This window comes from Bradyrhizobium sp. HKCCYLS3070 (assembly GCF_051167575.1).
Classification (GTDB): Bacteria; Pseudomonadota; Alphaproteobacteria; order Rhizobiales; family Xanthobacteraceae; genus Bradyrhizobium.
Map to the genome: position 1 here is coordinate 549,151 of NZ_JBNPTI010000003.1, position 14,844 is coordinate 563,994.

A 14,844-nucleotide genomic window follows, 5' to 3' on the forward strand; every position below is an offset into this window, starting at 1 on the left:
CGGCTAGGCCCGGCGCTCGCGGATCGAGCCCTCCTGCGCGACGGAGGCGACCAGCGTGCCGTCGGGCTTGAAGATCGAGCCGCGGGTGAGCCCGCGGCCGCCCTGCGCGCTCGGCGAATCCTGCGCATAGAGCAGCCATTCGTCGGCGCGGAACGGCCGGTGAAACCACATCGCATGATCCAGCGAGGCCGGCATCATGCGCTTGTCGAACAAGGTGCGGCCATAGCGCGCCATGACCGCGTCGAGCAGCGAGAAGTCCGACGCATAGGCCAGCGCGCACATGTGCAGCGCCGGATCATCGGGCAGCTTCGCCGCCGTCTTGATCCAGACGTTGATGCGGCCATCCTCGATCTTCTGGCCGAAGTACCGGTTCAGTTCGACGGGGCGCAGCTCGATCGGCCGGTCGGATTCGTAGTAGCGGCGGATGAAGTCCGGCATCCTTTGGAAGACCTCCTGAAACATCGGCTGCTTGGAGATCTCCTCCGCCGTCAGCTTCTCCGGCGGCGGCACGTCCGGCATCTTGTCCTGGTGGTTGAACGCGCTCTCCTCGTCGCTGTGGAACGACACCATGATCGAGAAGATCGCATTGCCGTGCTGGATCGCGGTGACGCGCCGCGTCGCATAGCTCTTGCCGTCGCGCAGACGCTCGACCTGGTAGATGATCGGCACCTGCGGGTCGCCGGGGAGGATGAAGTAGCAGTGCAGCGAATGCGGCAGCCGGCCCTCGACGGTGCGGCACGCCGCCATCATCGCCTGGCCGATCACCTGGCCGCCGAACACGCGCTGCCAGCTCGTCTTCGGGCTGTTGCCGCGGAACAGGTTCACCTCGATCGGCTCGAGATCGAGGATCGAGATCAGGTCGATCAGTCCCTTGGACATGGCGTCGTGCTTTCGCTGGCTCGGCCGGCCGCTCCGGTCCCGTTCTCGCGGGATCAGGCATCCGGAATTGATGGCCTCGGGTGGCAGCCCTTGGTTCACGCCCCTGTTTCGCCCAGCTATAATCCTCCCGCAAGAGTAACTGTGAGCAGGGTGGCATGACGACACAGCGAAGCATTGTCATTTGTGGCGGGGCCTTTGCCGGCCTGGCGCTCGCGCTCGCGCTTCGGCAGGGGCTCGGTCCCGAAGTGCCGGTGATCGTGGCCGATCCGGCGCTCGCCAACCGGCCGAGCCGCGATCCACGCGCCAGCGCCATCGTCGCGGCGTGCCGCAAGCTGTTCGATGCGATCGGGGTCTGGGCGGACGTGGCGCCGCAGGCGCAGCCGATCCTCGACATGGTCATTACCGATTCCAAGCTCGAGGACGCGACCCGCCCGTCGTTCCTGACGTTTGCGGGCCAGGTCGAGGCCGGCGAGCCGTTCGCGCACATGGTCGAGAACCGGCTCTTGATCGATGCGCTGGTGCGGCATGCGGAGGCCGCAGGCGTCGAGCTCAAGGCGATGCCGGTGACCGGCTTCGTGGCGCGGGCCGACGGCATCGCGGTGACTCTGGGCGACGGCAGCCAGCTCGAGGCGAGCCTGCTGGTGGCCGCTGACGGCGCGCGTTCGAAGCTGCGCGAGCGCGCGGGCATCCAGACCCATGGCTGGGACTATGACCAGTCCGGCATCGTCGCGACCATCGGTCATGAACGCGACCATGGCGGCCGCGCCGAGGAGCATTTTCTTCCGCCCGGACCATTCGCGATCTTGCCGCTGACCGGCAAGCGCTCCTCGCTGGTGTGGACCGAGCGGCGCGCCGAGGCGAAGCGCCTCGTCGCGCTCAGCGCGGATGAATTCCATGCCGAGCTGGAGAAGCGCGCGGGTCTGCATCTCGGCGAGTTGAAGGTGCTCGACCAGCCGCGCGCTTTTCCGCTGTCCTACTTCGTCGCCCGCTCGTTCATCGCGCCGCGGCTGGCGCTGGTCGGCGACGCCGCCCATGTGATCCACCCCATCGCGGGGCAGGGGCTCAACATGGGGCTGAAAGACGTCGCCGCACTGGCCGAGGTCGTGGTCGATGCGGCAAGAATGGGGATCGATCCGGGGCAGGTCGATGTCCTCGAACGCTACCAGCGCTGGCGCCGCTTCGACACGATGGCGATGGGCGTTGCCACCAATTCGCTGAACTTCCTGTTCTCGAACAAGTCGACGCTGTTGCGGGCCGTGCGCGACATCGGCCTTGGCATCGTCGATCGCGCGCCGCCGTTGAAGGAGCTGTTCATCAAGCAGGCCGCGGGCCTCACCGGAGAGATGCCACGGCTGCTGAAGGGTGAGGCGCTGTAGAGCATGATCCGGAAACTGGAGACCGGTTTTCCGAAAAGATCATGCTCGAACAAAGAGCTCAGCGCGGGCCTGCGGCGGCGATGAAGCCGGCGACGGCCTCGACCATGTCGGGGTCGAGCGGACGTTCGGGGTCGTTGTAGGAGGCGAGGTTCTCGTCCTCGTTGGCGACGTCGACCAGGACGTGGTTCATCTCCGGCAGCCATAGCGACTTGGCGGCCGGTGCGGCGGCGGCGAGCGCGACCATGTCGAGGCGTGCGATCTGGTGGTCGCGGGCGCCGCCGACGATCAGAATTGGGATCGTGAGCTGCTTCAGTGGATCGATCGGGTCCTCGGCAAAGGCGGAGCCGATGCTGGGCTGCATGCTCGGTGCGACCGGCAGCTCGGGCGGTGGCGGGTCCACGACCTGCCCGGCCATGATGGCGTCGATCGCCTTGGCGACCGGCTCCATCTTCGCGGCCGGCAGCTTCTTCTCGAGCTGCGCCTTCAACAGGTCGCCCTGCCGCCGCGCCGATGTGGTGAGCAGCACGAGGCGGTCGACCGGGGTGCGGCGGGCGGTGAGGATGGCGACCAGGCCGCCCTCGCTGTGGCCGACGAGAACGATGCGGGCGAACTTGCCGCGCAGGAAGTCGACCAGCGCGGCGGCGTCGTCGACGTAGTCCTTGAAGCGGAAGTCCTCCGGCTTGCCGAACTCCGCCTTCCAGCCGCGTGCGCCGCGCTTGTCGTAGCGCAGGCTGGCGATGCCTTGGGTGGCGAGCTGCTCGGCGAGCTTCTTCAAGGTCGCCGGCTTGAGCTGCGGCCCATTGCCATCCCGGTCCGTCGACCCGGAGCCGGCGATCAGCAGCGCCACCGGCGGGCGCTCGACACCCGCTGGCGTCGTCAGGACGGCGTCGAGTGCGCCGACGCGAACGGCGCTCTCCTCGGCCGAGACCCCCGAAGCGAGGGCCATCAGCGCCACGGCGAGCGCACAGCGGATCACGACGGGCCGCATCGGTCAGTCGATCTTCCGCGCTTCCTCGGGCAGCATGATCGGGATGCCATCGCGGATCGGGTAGGCGAGCTTCGCCGACCGCGAGACCAGCTCCTGTTTCGCCGCGTCGTATTCCAGTGGGCCCTTGGTCATCGGGCAGACCAGGATCTCGAGCAGCTTGGGATCGACGGAATTGGCGGGGCGTTCGAGCGGGGCGTTCATGGCAAGGGTCTCCGGCGGGCGCCTCTGTAGCATAACGTCCGCTCGCTTGTCGTGCTTCAAGGCTTGTGCCGGGCGATCCGGATCAGCTCGTCGATGACCGCGTCCAGTTGCTCGGCCGGCAACGGCCGATCCGACAGCGCGTGGCCGAGGAAGGTCCAGTACAGCACCTGGGCGCGTGCGCGCGCGATCGCCGGCACTAGTCCCTCGGCCGCAAGCAGGCTCTCGACATAGCCCAGCCGGCGCCTGTCGATGGCTTGGACAGCCTGCCGCGCGGCGGGGTCGGATCCGGCCCAGTTGCGCACGGCGCGCTCCAGGGTGAGCTTGACGTTGAACGCGCGGCGGAGGAGCACGGCAATGGCCGGCTGGTCGCCGGCGTTCGCCTCCACCCCGGTGATGATCTGCTCGGCCGCAATCTCCCGCCACTTCTTGAGGAGGGCCGCGTGAAACCCGGCCACATCGGCGAAATGCCAGTAGAAGCTGCCGCGCGACACGCCCAAGGCTTTTGCCAGCGGCTCCGCCTTCAGCGCGGTGAAGCCCCGGCTGGCCAGTACCTTCAATCCCTGTGTCAGCCAATCGTCGGCCGAGAGCTGATCGGTCATGTCGTCACCATGAGACGACCATACACAGCTGTATTGACGACTGCCAGGGCTTCGTGCATTGTCCATACATAACTGTATGGAGGCGTGCCATGCGCGATGCGCTGCTCGTGACCGCGGGGCTGATGGCGATCACCGTCGCCGTGATCCACGGCGTGCTCGGCGAGACGACGGTTTTCGCGCGTGCCACCATCTCGCCGGAGCGGCTGCGAACCCTGCTGCGGCTGGTCTGGCAGACTGGCACGGTGGCGTGGATCGGCTGTGGCGTGCTGCTCGCCGTCGCCCCGCAAATGGCGTCGGAGTCGGCGCGGCATTGGACGGTGACCACGGTCATCGTCGTGTTCGCTTTCGCCGCAGGCGCCAATGCGCTGGCGACGCGCGGGCGGCATTTCGGCTGGGTCATGCTCGCCGGCGTGGTCAGTCTCGCCATCGCCGGCTACTGACGCGGCGAATCCCGGTCCACCGCAGCGCCGCCACGTACCCGGCGAGAGGAAGGCATCGCGACGCTCCGTAACCGCCGCGTCGCCTCAACTGCTGTTCGGCCGCACTCCGTACACCGCGAGGCCACTGCCACGACACATTCGCCAAGAATGGTTCCAACTTAGAAGGAGTCTCTTTGCAGACACGGCGACGAGCCGCTTAGCTGTTCGTCGTCGCGAACGGGTGCCCGGCGTCGACATCGATCCGGGCGCGCAACCGTTCTCCGATTTGCTTGTCTGGATAGGAGAGGGGACGGATCGATGTTGGTCGACGTGGTGCGGAAGTTGGTCGTCGTAGGTGGAAGCGTCGGCGTGCTGCTGATGGCAGCGCAGGCGCACGCCGGGGGATCGAGCGAGATCTGCCTCACCTATGCCAATGGTCAATTCGAGCCCAAGGAGCCGACCGTTCCTGCGGACGCGCCGCTGACCATCCGCGTCAGGAACATGGAGGGCAAGGCCATCGAGTTCGAGAGCGAGACCCTGAAGGTCGAGAAGGTGATCGCGGCCAACAGCGAGGCGGTGCTCAACGTCCGCGCCATGAAGTCCGGGCGCTACGAGTTCTATAACGACTTCAACGAAAAGGCCCGCGGCTTCGTCAACGTCCAATAGGTCCAGATCCCATGCTCGCCGCCCTGATCATCGTCTTCCGCGAAGTGTTCGAAGCCGGCCTGATCGTCGGTATCGTGCTTGCCGTCACCAGCGCGGTTCCGCATCGCCTGCGCTGGATCGGCGCGGGGTTGTTCGCCGGCCTGGTCGGCGCATGCATCGTCGCGGCGTTCGCGGGAACGTTGACTCAGCTCTTTGAAGGCATGGGGCAGGAATTGTTCAATGCGGGGATCCTGTCGGCTGCCGTGATCATGCTGACCTGGCACAATGTCTGGATGGCCCGGCACGGCCGCGAGATGAGCACCGAGCTGCGGACGATGGGCCAAGCGGTGGCAGACGGCGCCAAGCCGCTGGTCGCGCTGGCGACCGTGATCGCCATCGCCGTGTTGCGCGAGGGCAGCGAGGTCGCGCTGTTTCTCTATGGGGTGGCGGCCTCCGGCGACGGCAGCGGGCGGGCGCTGCTCGGTGGCGGCGTCCTTGGCCTGCTGCTCGGCGTTGCCGTCTGTCTCGCGACCTATCTCGGCCTGATGCGCATCCCGCCGCGCGCGCTGTTCAAGACCACCACCGTGCTGATCACCCTGCTGTCGGCGGGAATGGCCGCGCAGGCGGTGTTCTTTCTCGCCCGCGCCAACTGGCTGACAACGTTCGACCATGTGGTGTGGGATTCGAGCGCGGTTCTGCCCGAGCGTGGCGTCGCCGGGCGGACGCTCAAGGCTCTGATCGGCTATACGGATCAGCCTACCGCGATGCAGCTCGCAGTCTACATCGGGGTGATCGTCACCACCATCGCACTGATGCGCCTGACGGCGGCCCCGCCAGCGCCGCGCGCGGCTCCCGCCGAGTGATCATTGCAGCGGCGGATCGCCCGAGGTCCGCTTCTTGGCGAGATCCATCTCGGTCACGGCGATGAGGATTTCGGCGCGGGTCTTCAGGTCGGGCGCCTCAAGCATCGCCTGCTTCTCCGCCGGACCATAGGGCGACATCATCGCCAGCGCGTTCACGAGCGCTTCGTTCGGCGCCGCTTCGATGCCGGCCCAGTCGACCTTGAGATTGTTCGCCTTGAGGAAGTCGGTGAGAACCGCGAGCAGCGCTTCTCGGTCCACCGCGTCTTCACCCTTGCGCGCCGTGAAATCATCGACGAACGGGAAATAATCGACCTTGCACTGCCGATAGGGCGTGAGCACCGTCATTTCCTCGACCACCTTGAAGCGGGACACGCCGGTGAGCTCGAGGATGTAGCGGCCATCGCCGGACTCGGCAAGCTGCGTGATCCGGCCGACGCAGCCGACCTTGAACAGCACCGGGCGCTCCTCGCTGGAGGAGTGCGTGACGTCGGGCTGGATCATGCCGATGAGCCGATGGCCGTCACGAAGCGCATCGTCGACCATCGCGAGATAACGCGGCTCGAAGATGTTGAGCGGCATTTGGCCGCGCGGCAGCAGCAAGGCTCCCGCCAACGGAAACACCGGAACGATCTCCGGCAGCTCGGCGGGACCGCGATATTCGGCATTGATCGGCATGCGATACCTCGTGTCCGCTGGAACGAGCGCGCGTCCCGTCCAGCCGGGTTACGAAAACAGGATCGTCGACAGCCGCTTGCGGCCCTCGATGGTGGCCTCGTCGGCGCCGCCCCAGGCTTCGAAGAACTGCACGAGCTGCTTGCGCGCGCCGTCTTCGTTCCATTTGCGGTCACGCTTCACGATCTCGAGCAGCTGGTCGGTGGCTTCCTTCCGCTTGCCCGCGGCGTTCAGTGCGGTCGCCAGGTCAAAACGCGCCTGGTGGTCGAGCGGATTGGCGGAGACCTTCTGTTCGAGCTCGCCGACCGGCCCGAGCGACTGGGCCTGCTCTGCCAGATCGATCGCGGCCTGCACGGCGGAGACCGCCGAATCGCTGCGCTTGGAGTCCGGGACCATCGCAAGCGTCTGCTTGGCCTCGTCGATCGCGCCGAGCTCGACCTGGCACTTCGCAAGCCCGGCGATCGCGGGGATGTTGGCGGCATCGATCGCGAGCACCTCGGCATAGATCTCGGCCGCGCCGGCCGCATCGCCTTCAGCGAGAGCCGCTTCGGCTTCCTTGAGGATTTCGGCGATGTCGGGCTCGCCGGCGCCGGGAACGCCCTTGGTGATCTTTTCGATGAAGGCGGCGACCTGGCTCTCGGGCACCGCACCCATGAACCCATCGGCGGGCCGTCCGCCGACGAACGCGATCACAGCCGGAATCGACTGGATGCCCATCTGGCCAGGGATGGCCGGATGCTCGTCGATGTTCATCTTGACCAGCTTGACCTTGCCCTTGGCGGCCTTGACGGCTTTTTCCAGGATGGGCGTCAGCTGCTTGCACGGTCCGCACCACGGCGCCCAGAAGTCGATGAGGACCGGCTGCCGCTTCGATTCCTCGATGACGTCCTTCACGAAGCTCTGCGTCGTGGTGTCCTTGATCAGATCCGGCACCTGCGGCGCCGGTCCGCCGCCCTGCTCAACAATGGTCACGGGGTCCCTCGTCCGAAAAATTCCGATGAACGGCGACCGGGAACCGGCCGCCGCCGCGCCTCAATACACGTTTTCTTTCACTTTAAGTGGCGGTCCAGCTGGAAATTTCAATCAGCGCCCATCGCGGTCCGGTGATGGGCAGGTCTCAGCCCGGTTCGGCCGGTCCCGGCCGCTAAAATTTGAACGTCGCCGGCGTACGAAACCTGTCGCAGACCTGTTGCATTCGTCCGCGGCATTTGGCATAGGTCTGCCCGTCGCTGGCGGCCACGCCGCCAAGGCGTCACGGATGCGGGTGTAGCTCAGTGGTAGAGCACGACCTTGCCAAGGTCGGGGTCGAGGGTTCGAACCCCTTCGCCCGCTCCAAAAATTTCGCTCCGTTGTTCCTTCGTCTCGTACCTCATCATTTTGTCGGCGGGGATTTGTCCCAGGCCGCGAGCACGTCGGCGAATACCCGATCTCCACTGGGACCTTTGCCGATTGCGAGGATGCCCCGGCGCTGGTTCGCATAGACGACCGGGATGTCGAACCATTCGCGCCGTGCGAGAAGCTCCTCGTTGCGCGCGCGATCGGCCTCGACGTTGGACAAGCCCACCAGGAACGAACCTTCGGTGATCTTGACGGAAAGCCCGGCAAGCGGCGTCCCGCGCGACTTCTCATCCGTCTTCATCAGCATTCCTGGGACGCTGCTGATGCCGCCACCGACGAAATCGGCAGCGGGCCTGAATGTGAGCTCGGCGACATGGCTGGCCGGCAGGCTGGGATCGTCGTTGCGGCGCAACTGCAGGCTGACCTTCAGTTTGCGCTCGGGAATGTCGATCTCGCCACGGATCACCGGCGTGGGCCGTCCCGATTGTGCGTTCTTGACCGTCTCCGTCCGCCAGGTGACCGAGCCGGAATAGCGCTTACCCTTGGGGTCGGAGAGATCCTCATCATACAGCACGGCAAGTCCGGGCGTCCGCGCATCTGCCGCGTCGGACGATGCGGTCGGGCTCGAAACGGGAGCGCTGCTCGGGGCGGCGGCGGGGCCAGCGGGCTGCGCTGGCTTCGCCGCAGCGGCGCTCAGTTGAGCGCCGCCGTCGATCGACGTGAACATCACGAGCGGCTGCTGTGCTCCGCCCGTGGCACGCTCCACCGCCGCATTGGTCTGGTTGAAGGTCTCGATCAGGCGTTGGCCTGGCTGCTGCAGCGCCTCTGCAAGGGCGGCGGCGAACACGCCGTGACCGTCCGGGCCGCGCTGTCCCGCCGTCCCGGCCTGTGCGGCAAAGGAGATCACGGTCCGTGCGGAAACGTCGACCGGGACGAGGCCGGCGGCAAGACCGGCGATGCCGCGCCCGGCGAACGGATTGGAGCGGAAGGCGTCGAGAATGATCACGTTCTGCCGGGGGCCCGATCCGCCCAGCTCGCGCAGAATCGCAGTCAGGTCGCGCAGTTCGGTGCTGAGATCCGCAGCTTTCGCCGGCGCCGCGTCGACCGGGACGAGATAATCGGCGCCGCCCAGGTTGAGCCCATAGCCGGCATAATAGATCAGCGCGACATCGGCGTCGGCGATCCGGCCCTTGAACTCGGCAAGCGCGCGATCGAAGTTTCGCCTGTCGAGGTCGATCTGCGCGGCACCGCCGCTCAGGGTGAAGCCGAGTCGCGACAGGCTGTCGGCGATCAGCCGGGCATCCGCCGCCGGCTCGTCCAGCAGCGGTGCGTGCTCGTGGATGGCGTTGCCGATCACCAGCGCCACCCGCTTGTCGGCGGCAGCGGGCCCGGTCGAGATCAGGATCGCGCCGACGACAAGGATGGTTGCAGGCAGCAGCTGTCCAACTCGGCCGATCACCCGACGCATGCCAACGATCTCCTGTCACCCGATCTGCTCGTGCGATGATTTTACCGCATTTCGAACAAAGCAGGAACAAGAATCGTGGCAGGAAAGAGAAATTGCCGTGGGCTGTCGGCGACCTAGACGACGACCGGCGTGCGCACCCGGCCGGCATCGCCGAACACGCGGAGATAACGGGCGATCTCGGCGGGATCGCCGGTCGCCTTCTCCGGGTTGTCGGACAGCTTCACGGCGGGGTGCCCGTCTGCCGACGTCACCTTGCAGACCAGCGAGATCGGATCGAGGTCGACCGAGCCGTCCGGCGAGCAGCCGACGAAATCGTTGGTCAGGTTGGTGCCCCAGCCGAACGACAGCCGCACCTGGTCGGAGAACCGATGATGGATCTGCTCGATCGATTCGACGTCCATCGCGTCGGAGAACACGAGCAGCTTCTGCTTGGGATCGCGCCCCTTCGATTTCCACCAGGCGATGATCTCCTCGCCGGCCTGGATCGGTGGCGCGCTGTCGGGACGGAAGCCGGTCCAGTCGGCGACCCAGTCGGGTGCGTCGCGCAGGAAGGCCTTGGTGCCGAATGCGTCGGGCAGCGCGATCAGCAGGTTGCCTGCGTAGGTCTGCCGCCACTGGTCGAGAATGCGATAGGGCGCGAAGCGCAGCTCGTCATCGTCCTTGGCAAGCGCGGCGGCGACCATCGGCAGCTCATGCGCGTTGGTGCCGATGGCTTCGAGATCATTGTCCATCGCCAGCAGCACGTTGGAGGTGCCGGTGAACGACGGGCCGAGACCTTCCTTGACGGCCTCGACGCACCAGCGCTGCCACAGGAAGCCGTGGCGGCGGCGGGTGCCGAAATCCGACAGCCGCAGCCCCTCGAGCTTGCGCAGCCGCTCCACCTTGGCCCACAGCTTGGCCTTGGCGCGGGCGAACAGCACGTCGAGCGCGAACCGGCCCTGGCCCTTCATGGCCTGGCGCGAGCGCAGCTCGTTGACGATCGCGAGCGCCGGGATTTCCCACATCGTGGTGTGGGTCCAGGGCCCGTGGAAATGCAGCTCGTACTGGCCGTCGGACTTGCGCAGCTCGTATTCGGGCAGGCGGAAATTGGCGAGCCAGGCGATGAACTCCGGCGAGAACATGTGGGTCTTGCCGTAGAAGGTGTTGCCGGCCAGCCAGATCAGCTCCTTCTTGGCGAAGCGGATGGTGCGGGCGTGGTCGAGCTGGGCGCGCAATTCGCCCTCGTCGATGACGTCGCCGAGCCGCACCCGCCGGGTCCGGTTGATGACCGAGAAGGTCACCTGCTGAGTCGGGTAGAACTCCCGAATCATCTGCAGCATCAACAGCTTGTAAAAATCGGTGTCGAGCAGGCTGCGCACGATCGGATCGAGGCGCCAACCGTGATTATAGGTTCTGCTCGCGATGTCTGTGATTGTCATGTGACCGTTTTACAGCGCTGGCCGCAAACCCGCCACTGGGCTTGTCGCAGGAGGCCCTCGTGGCGCGGCGGTATCCTTGCTCGGGGCTCGTGGCGGCGATTAGCGCGCCAGGAGCGGCACGCCGGGATCGAACGCCAGCACCGCTTCGGCCCATTTCGCGACGCGGAGCACGTGGAGGTCGTTGCGATAGGGGCCGGCGATCTGCACGCCCAGCGGCAGGCCGTTGTTGCCGAACCCCGCCGGCAGGGAGATGGCCGGCGCTCCGATGAAGGTCCAGGGCGCGCAATATTCGGCGTCACCGGTCCAATCCAGGCCGCGCGGCGCTTCGCCGAAGGCCGGCAGGGTGAGCACTGCGTCGAAGCCGTCGAGCTCGGTTGCGAGCGCCTTCTGCCGATGCGCCTGCGCGGCCTTCGCGGCGAGATATTCCATGGCCGTCTTGCTTCGCCCGCTCTCGACGTGGCCCTTCATGACCTCGCTGACCCGGTCGGGATAGCGCGCGATCAGATCGGCGAAGATCGTGGTCGCCTCGCTGAGCATGATCGTGGTGATCGCATCCCAGTTCACCGCGTCGAGCTCTCTCAGCTCGATCTCGTTGATCGTCGCGCCAGCGCTGCGCAGCTTGTCGATGACGGATTCGAACACGGCCTTTTGCGCGGCCTCGGCGCGCTCCCATTTGGCGAAGCGCACCACCGCAAGCCGTGGCGTGCGGAGCGGCGTGAGGCCGTGGTCGATGTCGACGGTGAAGCCCGGCAGCGGCCGGCCGTGGCGATCATCGGCGCTGGTGCCGGCCAGCAGAGAGAGGGCCAAGGCCACGTCGTCGACGCCGCGGGCGAAGAAGCCGACATGGTCGAGCGACGGGCTGAGCGGATGCACGCCGACGCGGGGAATCGCGCCGAAGCTCGGCTTGAAGCCGACGACGCCGTTGAACGCCGCCGGTCGGATCACCGAGCCGAGTGTCTGTGTGCCCAGCGCCAGCGGGACCAGGCCGGCCGCAACGGCCGCGGCCGATCCGGACGATGAGCCGCCCGGCGTGTGCTCGGGGTTCCATGGATTGACGGTCGGACCTGGATGACGCCAGGCGAATTCGGTGGAGACCGTCTTGCCGAAGATGGTTGCGCCGAGATTGCGCAGTCGCTCGACCACCCAGGCGTCCGCATCCGGCACGTGATCACGGTAGATCTGCGAGCCGTTGGTGGTCGGCATGTCCGAGGTGGCGATGATGTCCTTGATGGCGACGGGAATTCCACCGAGCGGGCCGGTCTTTGGAGCGACATCCCGCGGCAGATATTCGAATGCTTTCAGCCGCGGTTCGATTGCCTGCGTCTTCTTCAAGCAATCTTCACCATAGGCGGTGGCCGCTGTCGGATCGGCTGCAAACCGTCGCAGCAGCTCGAGAACGCCGGCACCGGCCTTTGGCGTGGACACAGGGAAACGCTCGGGCATTCATCGATCCTGTCGACTTGATCTCATTGCCGCGCGGTGAACGGTCGCAGCCGGTTGTTCCGATCCTATCGGGTGTTCAAGCGCCCGCCAATCGTCCGGCCGATCGGAGCATATGAATACAGCGCATGGCGGCAGGCTCGTGCCGCGTGGCGGACAATCGCCGATGCGGCGCAGGTGCGAGCGTGAGCATGCGGATCCAGTATGAGATGAGTGGAACGGCATCTCTTGAGCCTCGCGCGACCCTGGCAGCAATCCGCTTCTCACCCGCTCAGGATGTGCTACCATTTTCACGCAGGACCACTCGACGTGGTCGGCCAAAGGACGTCTTCAGATACGTTCCGATAAGTAGACGCAGCCACATGAGCTGCCTCATGGGAGTGAAGCGATGACATCGGCTTTTCACCGAAGCATTCTTGCGCTTGCAACAATCAGTCTTCTCGCCGGCACCAGCATCGCCGGCGCGCAGCAGCAATCCGATCAGGGCAAGGGCCTGAAGAAATACGAATCAGGCACCAAGGAGTTCTGGACGCATCCGCCGGACGACTGGTTCCTCGGCGACGAGACCGAGGCGCAGAAGGGGCTGGCGCCGCCATCGGGCCCGCCGACCGGTGCCTCCGATGCGGAGCTTGCGAAGATCGTCAAGCAAGTGAAGCTGCCGGACGGCTTCAAGATGGAGGTCTGGGCGTCGGGCGTGCTCGCCGCGCGGCAGATGGCGTGGGGCGACAAGGGCACGCTGTTCGTCGGCTCGTTCGGGCTCGGCAACGTCTATGCGATCAGCGACAAGGGCGGCAAGCGCGAGGTCAAGACGGTCCTCAAGGGCTTGAACATGCCGACCGGCCTCGCCTTCCAGGACGGCAATCTCTACGTCATCGCCGTCGACAAGCTGATCAAATACGAGAATGCCGAGGCCAATCTCGACAATCTTGGCCAGGGCAAGGTCGTCTATGACGACATGCCGTCCTATGCGGCGCATGGCTGGAAATACATCGCGGTCGACAAGGAAGGCTGGTTCTATATTCCGTTCGGACCGCCCTTCAATATCGGCATTCCGCCGACGTCGGTGTCGCAGATCCGCCGCGTCGATCCGCGCACCGGCAATGCCGAGATCTGGGCGCTCGGCGTGCGCAACAGCGTCGGCGGCGACGTCGATCCGCGCACCGGCCGCTACTGGTTCACCGAGAACGCGCGCGACTGGGTCAGCGACGATCTGCCGAGCGACAAGCTCAACATGATCTCCCGCATCGGCGAGCATTTCGGCTATCCCTATTGTCACCAGGGTGACATGCCGGATCCGAAATTCGCGATGGGCCACAAGTGCTCGGAGTTCACACCGCCGGTGCTGAACCTCGGTGCGCACGTGGCGCCGCTCGGCATGAAGTTCTACACCGGTGACCAGTTCCCGGCGGAGTACAAGAACAACATCCTGATCGCCGAGCACGGCTCCTGGAACCGGCACAAGTACCAGGGTGCGCGGATCATGCGCGTCATCGTCGGTCCCGACGGCAAGGACGCCAAGCAGGAGGTGTTCGCCTCCGGCTGGCTCGAAGGCGACCAGGGCTATCTCGGCCGCCCCGACGACATCATCCTCGCCAAGGATGGCTCGATCCTGGTGGCGGACGACTGGGCCGGCGCGATCTATCGCATCAGCTACGAGAAGAAATGAGCTCGTCGTGAAAGCGGGGCTGCGCGCTGCCTTACGGCGGCCGCAGCCCCAACTATTTTGACAGTCGCGCGTTGACCGGGGGCGAGGTACCGCTCATCGACCGAAGGCCGGTCCGTGGGCCAAAGCAATGATGGGAGCGAGAACCCCCGCGATGACTCCAGGGACCTCCAGAATGTGCCAGGCCGCAGCGGCCGCGCTGACGCTCATGCTCGTGCTTGCGGCGCGTCCGGCTGACGCCGCCGATCTCGAGGCGGGCAAGGCCAAGGCCGAGCTCTGCGCCGGCTGTCACGGCGAGAACGGCATCTCGCAGACCGAGAACATTCCCTCGCTCGCCGGCCAGCAGGATCAGTTCATCCAGTGGCAGCTCGTGTTCTTCCGCGCCGGCACGCGCAAGAACGAGGCGATGAAGCCGATCGTCGATCAGCTCACCAACGAGGACATCCGCAATCTCGGCGCCTATTTCGCCTCGCTGCAGCCGGCCAAGGCGCCGCCCGACAATGATCCGGATCTGTCGGCCAAAGGCGCGCAAGCCGCCGCCGGCCGCCGCTGCGCCTCGTGCCATCTCGACAGCTATGCCGGCACCAAGGGCGTGGCGCGGCTCGCCGGCCAGCGCGAGGAATATCTCGTCAAGGCGCTGCACGACTACAAGAGCGGCCAGCGCGTCGGTGGCAGCCAGGCGGCGATGACGGATGTTGCCTATCCCTTGAGTGCCGAGGAGATCACGGCGCTGGCGCATTATCTGGCGCATCTGTAGCTGGGACGTCGCCCAGATCACAATTGTCGTCCCAGCCTCGCGCCGGCAACTGTTATGTTGATGGAGTGATCGCATAAGGTTTTCGGTCGCGCATCATGGCATTCAGGATGGTTAGAAG

The 14,844-nt window shown here is 66.0% G+C and carries 15 protein-coding genes and 1 tRNA gene; 7 read left to right on the forward strand and 9 right to left on the reverse strand.

What is annotated here, in order from left to right:
• Positions 1-3: 3 nt before the first annotated feature.
• On the reverse strand, positions 4-879 hold the full coding sequence (gene tesB, locus ACQR03_RS15040; protein ID WP_315715848.1) for an acyl-CoA thioesterase II: 876 nt from the start codon (positions 877-879) through the stop codon (positions 4-6).
• A 155-nt stretch (positions 880-1,034) separates the two neighbouring features.
• Here tesB and ACQR03_RS15045 point away from each other — a divergent pair, with 155 nt between their 5' ends.
• On the forward strand, positions 1,035-2,255 hold the full coding sequence (locus ACQR03_RS15045) for a ubiquinone biosynthesis hydroxylase (protein ID WP_315750573.1): 1,221 nt from the start codon (positions 1,035-1,037) through the stop codon (positions 2,253-2,255).
• A 58-nt stretch (positions 2,256-2,313) separates the two neighbouring features.
• Here ACQR03_RS15045 and ACQR03_RS15050 read toward each other — a convergent pair whose 3' ends face one another.
• From ACQR03_RS15050 to ACQR03_RS15060, 3 genes are read right to left on the reverse strand one after another with little or no spacing between them, the layout of a single operon-like run.
• Positions 2,314-3,243 (reverse strand): alpha/beta hydrolase, encoded by a 930-nt coding sequence (locus ACQR03_RS15050; protein WP_315750574.1) that lies wholly within the window; start codon positions 3,241-3,243, stop codon positions 2,314-2,316.
• A gap of 3 nt (positions 3,244-3,246) precedes the next feature.
• Positions 3,247-3,444, reverse strand: a complete 198-nt coding sequence (locus tag ACQR03_RS15055) for a Trm112 family protein (protein ID WP_006613415.1) — start codon at positions 3,442-3,444, stop codon at positions 3,247-3,249.
• A gap of 56 nt (positions 3,445-3,500) precedes the next feature.
• The gene (locus tag ACQR03_RS15060) at positions 3,501-4,043 is read right to left on the reverse strand and encodes a TetR/AcrR family transcriptional regulator (protein ID WP_315750575.1); all 543 of its coding nucleotides are present in this window, start codon (positions 4,041-4,043) and stop codon (positions 3,501-3,503) included.
• Between the two features lie 89 nt (positions 4,044-4,132).
• On the opposite strand from ACQR03_RS15060, the gene ACQR03_RS15065 reads away from it, so the two are divergent.
• The 3 genes from ACQR03_RS15065 (at position 4,133) to ACQR03_RS15075 (ending at position 5,970) form a co-directional block, all read left to right on the forward strand.
• Positions 4,133-4,483 (forward strand): hypothetical protein, encoded by a 351-nt coding sequence (locus ACQR03_RS15065; protein WP_315715852.1) that lies wholly within the window; start codon positions 4,133-4,135, stop codon positions 4,481-4,483.
• Between the two features lie 297 nt (positions 4,484-4,780).
• Positions 4,781-5,128, forward strand: a complete 348-nt coding sequence (locus ACQR03_RS15070) for a cupredoxin domain-containing protein (RefSeq protein ID WP_315750576.1) — start codon at positions 4,781-4,783, stop codon at positions 5,126-5,128.
• A gap of 11 nt (positions 5,129-5,139) precedes the next feature.
• The gene (locus ACQR03_RS15075) at positions 5,140-5,970 is read left to right on the forward strand and encodes an FTR1 family iron permease (protein WP_315750577.1); all 831 of its coding nucleotides are present in this window, start codon (positions 5,140-5,142) and stop codon (positions 5,968-5,970) included.
• Here ACQR03_RS15075 and ACQR03_RS15080 read toward each other — a convergent pair whose 3' ends face one another.
• Both ACQR03_RS15080 and trxA read right to left on the reverse strand, forming a co-directional pair.
• The gene (locus ACQR03_RS15080) at positions 5,971-6,645 is read right to left on the reverse strand and encodes an LON peptidase substrate-binding domain-containing protein (protein ID WP_315715855.1); all 675 of its coding nucleotides are present in this window, start codon (positions 6,643-6,645) and stop codon (positions 5,971-5,973) included.
• A gap of 48 nt (positions 6,646-6,693) precedes the next feature.
• Positions 6,694-7,614 carry a thioredoxin gene (trxA, locus tag ACQR03_RS15085; RefSeq protein WP_316201897.1) on the reverse strand — a complete coding sequence of 307 codons (921 nt, stop codon included), beginning with the start codon at positions 7,612-7,614 and terminating at the stop codon, positions 6,694-6,696.
• 288 nt (positions 7,615-7,902) lie between these two features.
• Between trxA and ACQR03_RS15090 the strand changes: the two genes are divergently transcribed.
• Positions 7,903-7,977, forward strand: a tRNA-Gly gene (locus ACQR03_RS15090).
• Between the two features lie 37 nt (positions 7,978-8,014).
• Here ACQR03_RS15090 and ACQR03_RS15095 read toward each other — a convergent pair.
• The 3 genes from ACQR03_RS15095 to ACQR03_RS15105 form a co-directional block, all read right to left on the reverse strand.
• Positions 8,015-9,448, reverse strand: a complete 1,434-nt coding sequence (locus ACQR03_RS15095) for a caspase family protein (protein ID WP_316201898.1) — start codon at positions 9,446-9,448, stop codon at positions 8,015-8,017.
• 113 nt (positions 9,449-9,561) lie between these two features.
• A complete protein-coding gene (pncB, locus tag ACQR03_RS15100; protein WP_315750580.1) occupies positions 9,562-10,866 on the reverse strand; it encodes a nicotinate phosphoribosyltransferase in 1,305 nt (434 codons plus the stop codon).
• 99 nt (positions 10,867-10,965) lie between these two features.
• Positions 10,966-12,309 carry an amidase gene (locus tag ACQR03_RS15105; protein ID WP_316201899.1) on the reverse strand — a complete coding sequence of 448 codons (1,344 nt, stop codon included), beginning with the start codon at positions 12,307-12,309 and terminating at the stop codon, positions 10,966-10,968.
• A 385-nt stretch (positions 12,310-12,694) separates the two neighbouring features.
• Between ACQR03_RS15105 and ACQR03_RS15110 the strand changes: the two genes are divergently transcribed.
• The gene (locus ACQR03_RS15110; protein WP_315750582.1) at positions 12,695-13,972 is read left to right on the forward strand and encodes a PQQ-dependent sugar dehydrogenase; all 1,278 of its coding nucleotides are present in this window, start codon (positions 12,695-12,697) and stop codon (positions 13,970-13,972) included.
• A 172-nt stretch (positions 13,973-14,144) separates the two neighbouring features.
• Positions 14,145-14,726 (forward strand): c-type cytochrome, encoded by a 582-nt coding sequence (locus ACQR03_RS15115; RefSeq protein ID WP_410052128.1) that lies wholly within the window; start codon positions 14,145-14,147, stop codon positions 14,724-14,726.
• Positions 14,727-14,844 lie beyond the last annotated feature (118 nt).

Coding starts and splice junctions, on each gene's coding strand:
- tesB (WP_315715848.1), bottom strand. CDS start 879: ATGTCCAAGGGACTGATCGACCTGATCTCGATCCTCGATCTCGAGCCG.
- ACQR03_RS15060 (WP_315750575.1), bottom strand. CDS start 4,043: ATGACCGATCAGCTCTCGGCCGACGATTGGCTGACACAGGGATTGAAG.
- ACQR03_RS15045 (WP_315750573.1), top strand. CDS start 1,035: ATGACGACACAGCGAAGCATTGTCATTTGTGGCGGGGCCTTTGCCGGC.
- ACQR03_RS15095 (WP_316201898.1), bottom strand. CDS start 9,448: ATGCGTCGGGTGATCGGCCGAGTTGGACAGCTGCTGCCTGCAACCATC.
- ACQR03_RS15115 (WP_410052128.1), top strand. CDS start 14,145: ATGTGCCAGGCCGCAGCGGCCGCGCTGACGCTCATGCTCGTGCTTGCG.
- ACQR03_RS15070 (WP_315750576.1), top strand. CDS start 4,781: ATGTTGGTCGACGTGGTGCGGAAGTTGGTCGTCGTAGGTGGAAGCGTC.
- ACQR03_RS15105 (WP_316201899.1), bottom strand. CDS start 12,309: ATGCCCGAGCGTTTCCCTGTGTCCACGCCAAAGGCCGGTGCCGGCGTT.
- ACQR03_RS15075 (WP_315750577.1), top strand. CDS start 5,140: ATGCTCGCCGCCCTGATCATCGTCTTCCGCGAAGTGTTCGAAGCCGGC.
- ACQR03_RS15055 (WP_006613415.1), bottom strand. CDS start 3,444: ATGAACGCCCCGCTCGAACGCCCCGCCAATTCCGTCGATCCCAAGCTG.
- ACQR03_RS15050 (WP_315750574.1), bottom strand. CDS start 3,243: ATGCGGCCCGTCGTGATCCGCTGTGCGCTCGCCGTGGCGCTGATGGCC.
- pncB (WP_315750580.1), bottom strand. CDS start 10,866: ATGACAATCACAGACATCGCGAGCAGAACCTATAATCACGGTTGGCGC.
- ACQR03_RS15080 (WP_315715855.1), bottom strand. CDS start 6,645: ATGCCGATCAATGCCGAATATCGCGGTCCCGCCGAGCTGCCGGAGATC.
- ACQR03_RS15065 (WP_315715852.1), top strand. CDS start 4,133: ATGCGCGATGCGCTGCTCGTGACCGCGGGGCTGATGGCGATCACCGTC.
- ACQR03_RS15110 (WP_315750582.1), top strand. CDS start 12,695: ATGACATCGGCTTTTCACCGAAGCATTCTTGCGCTTGCAACAATCAGT.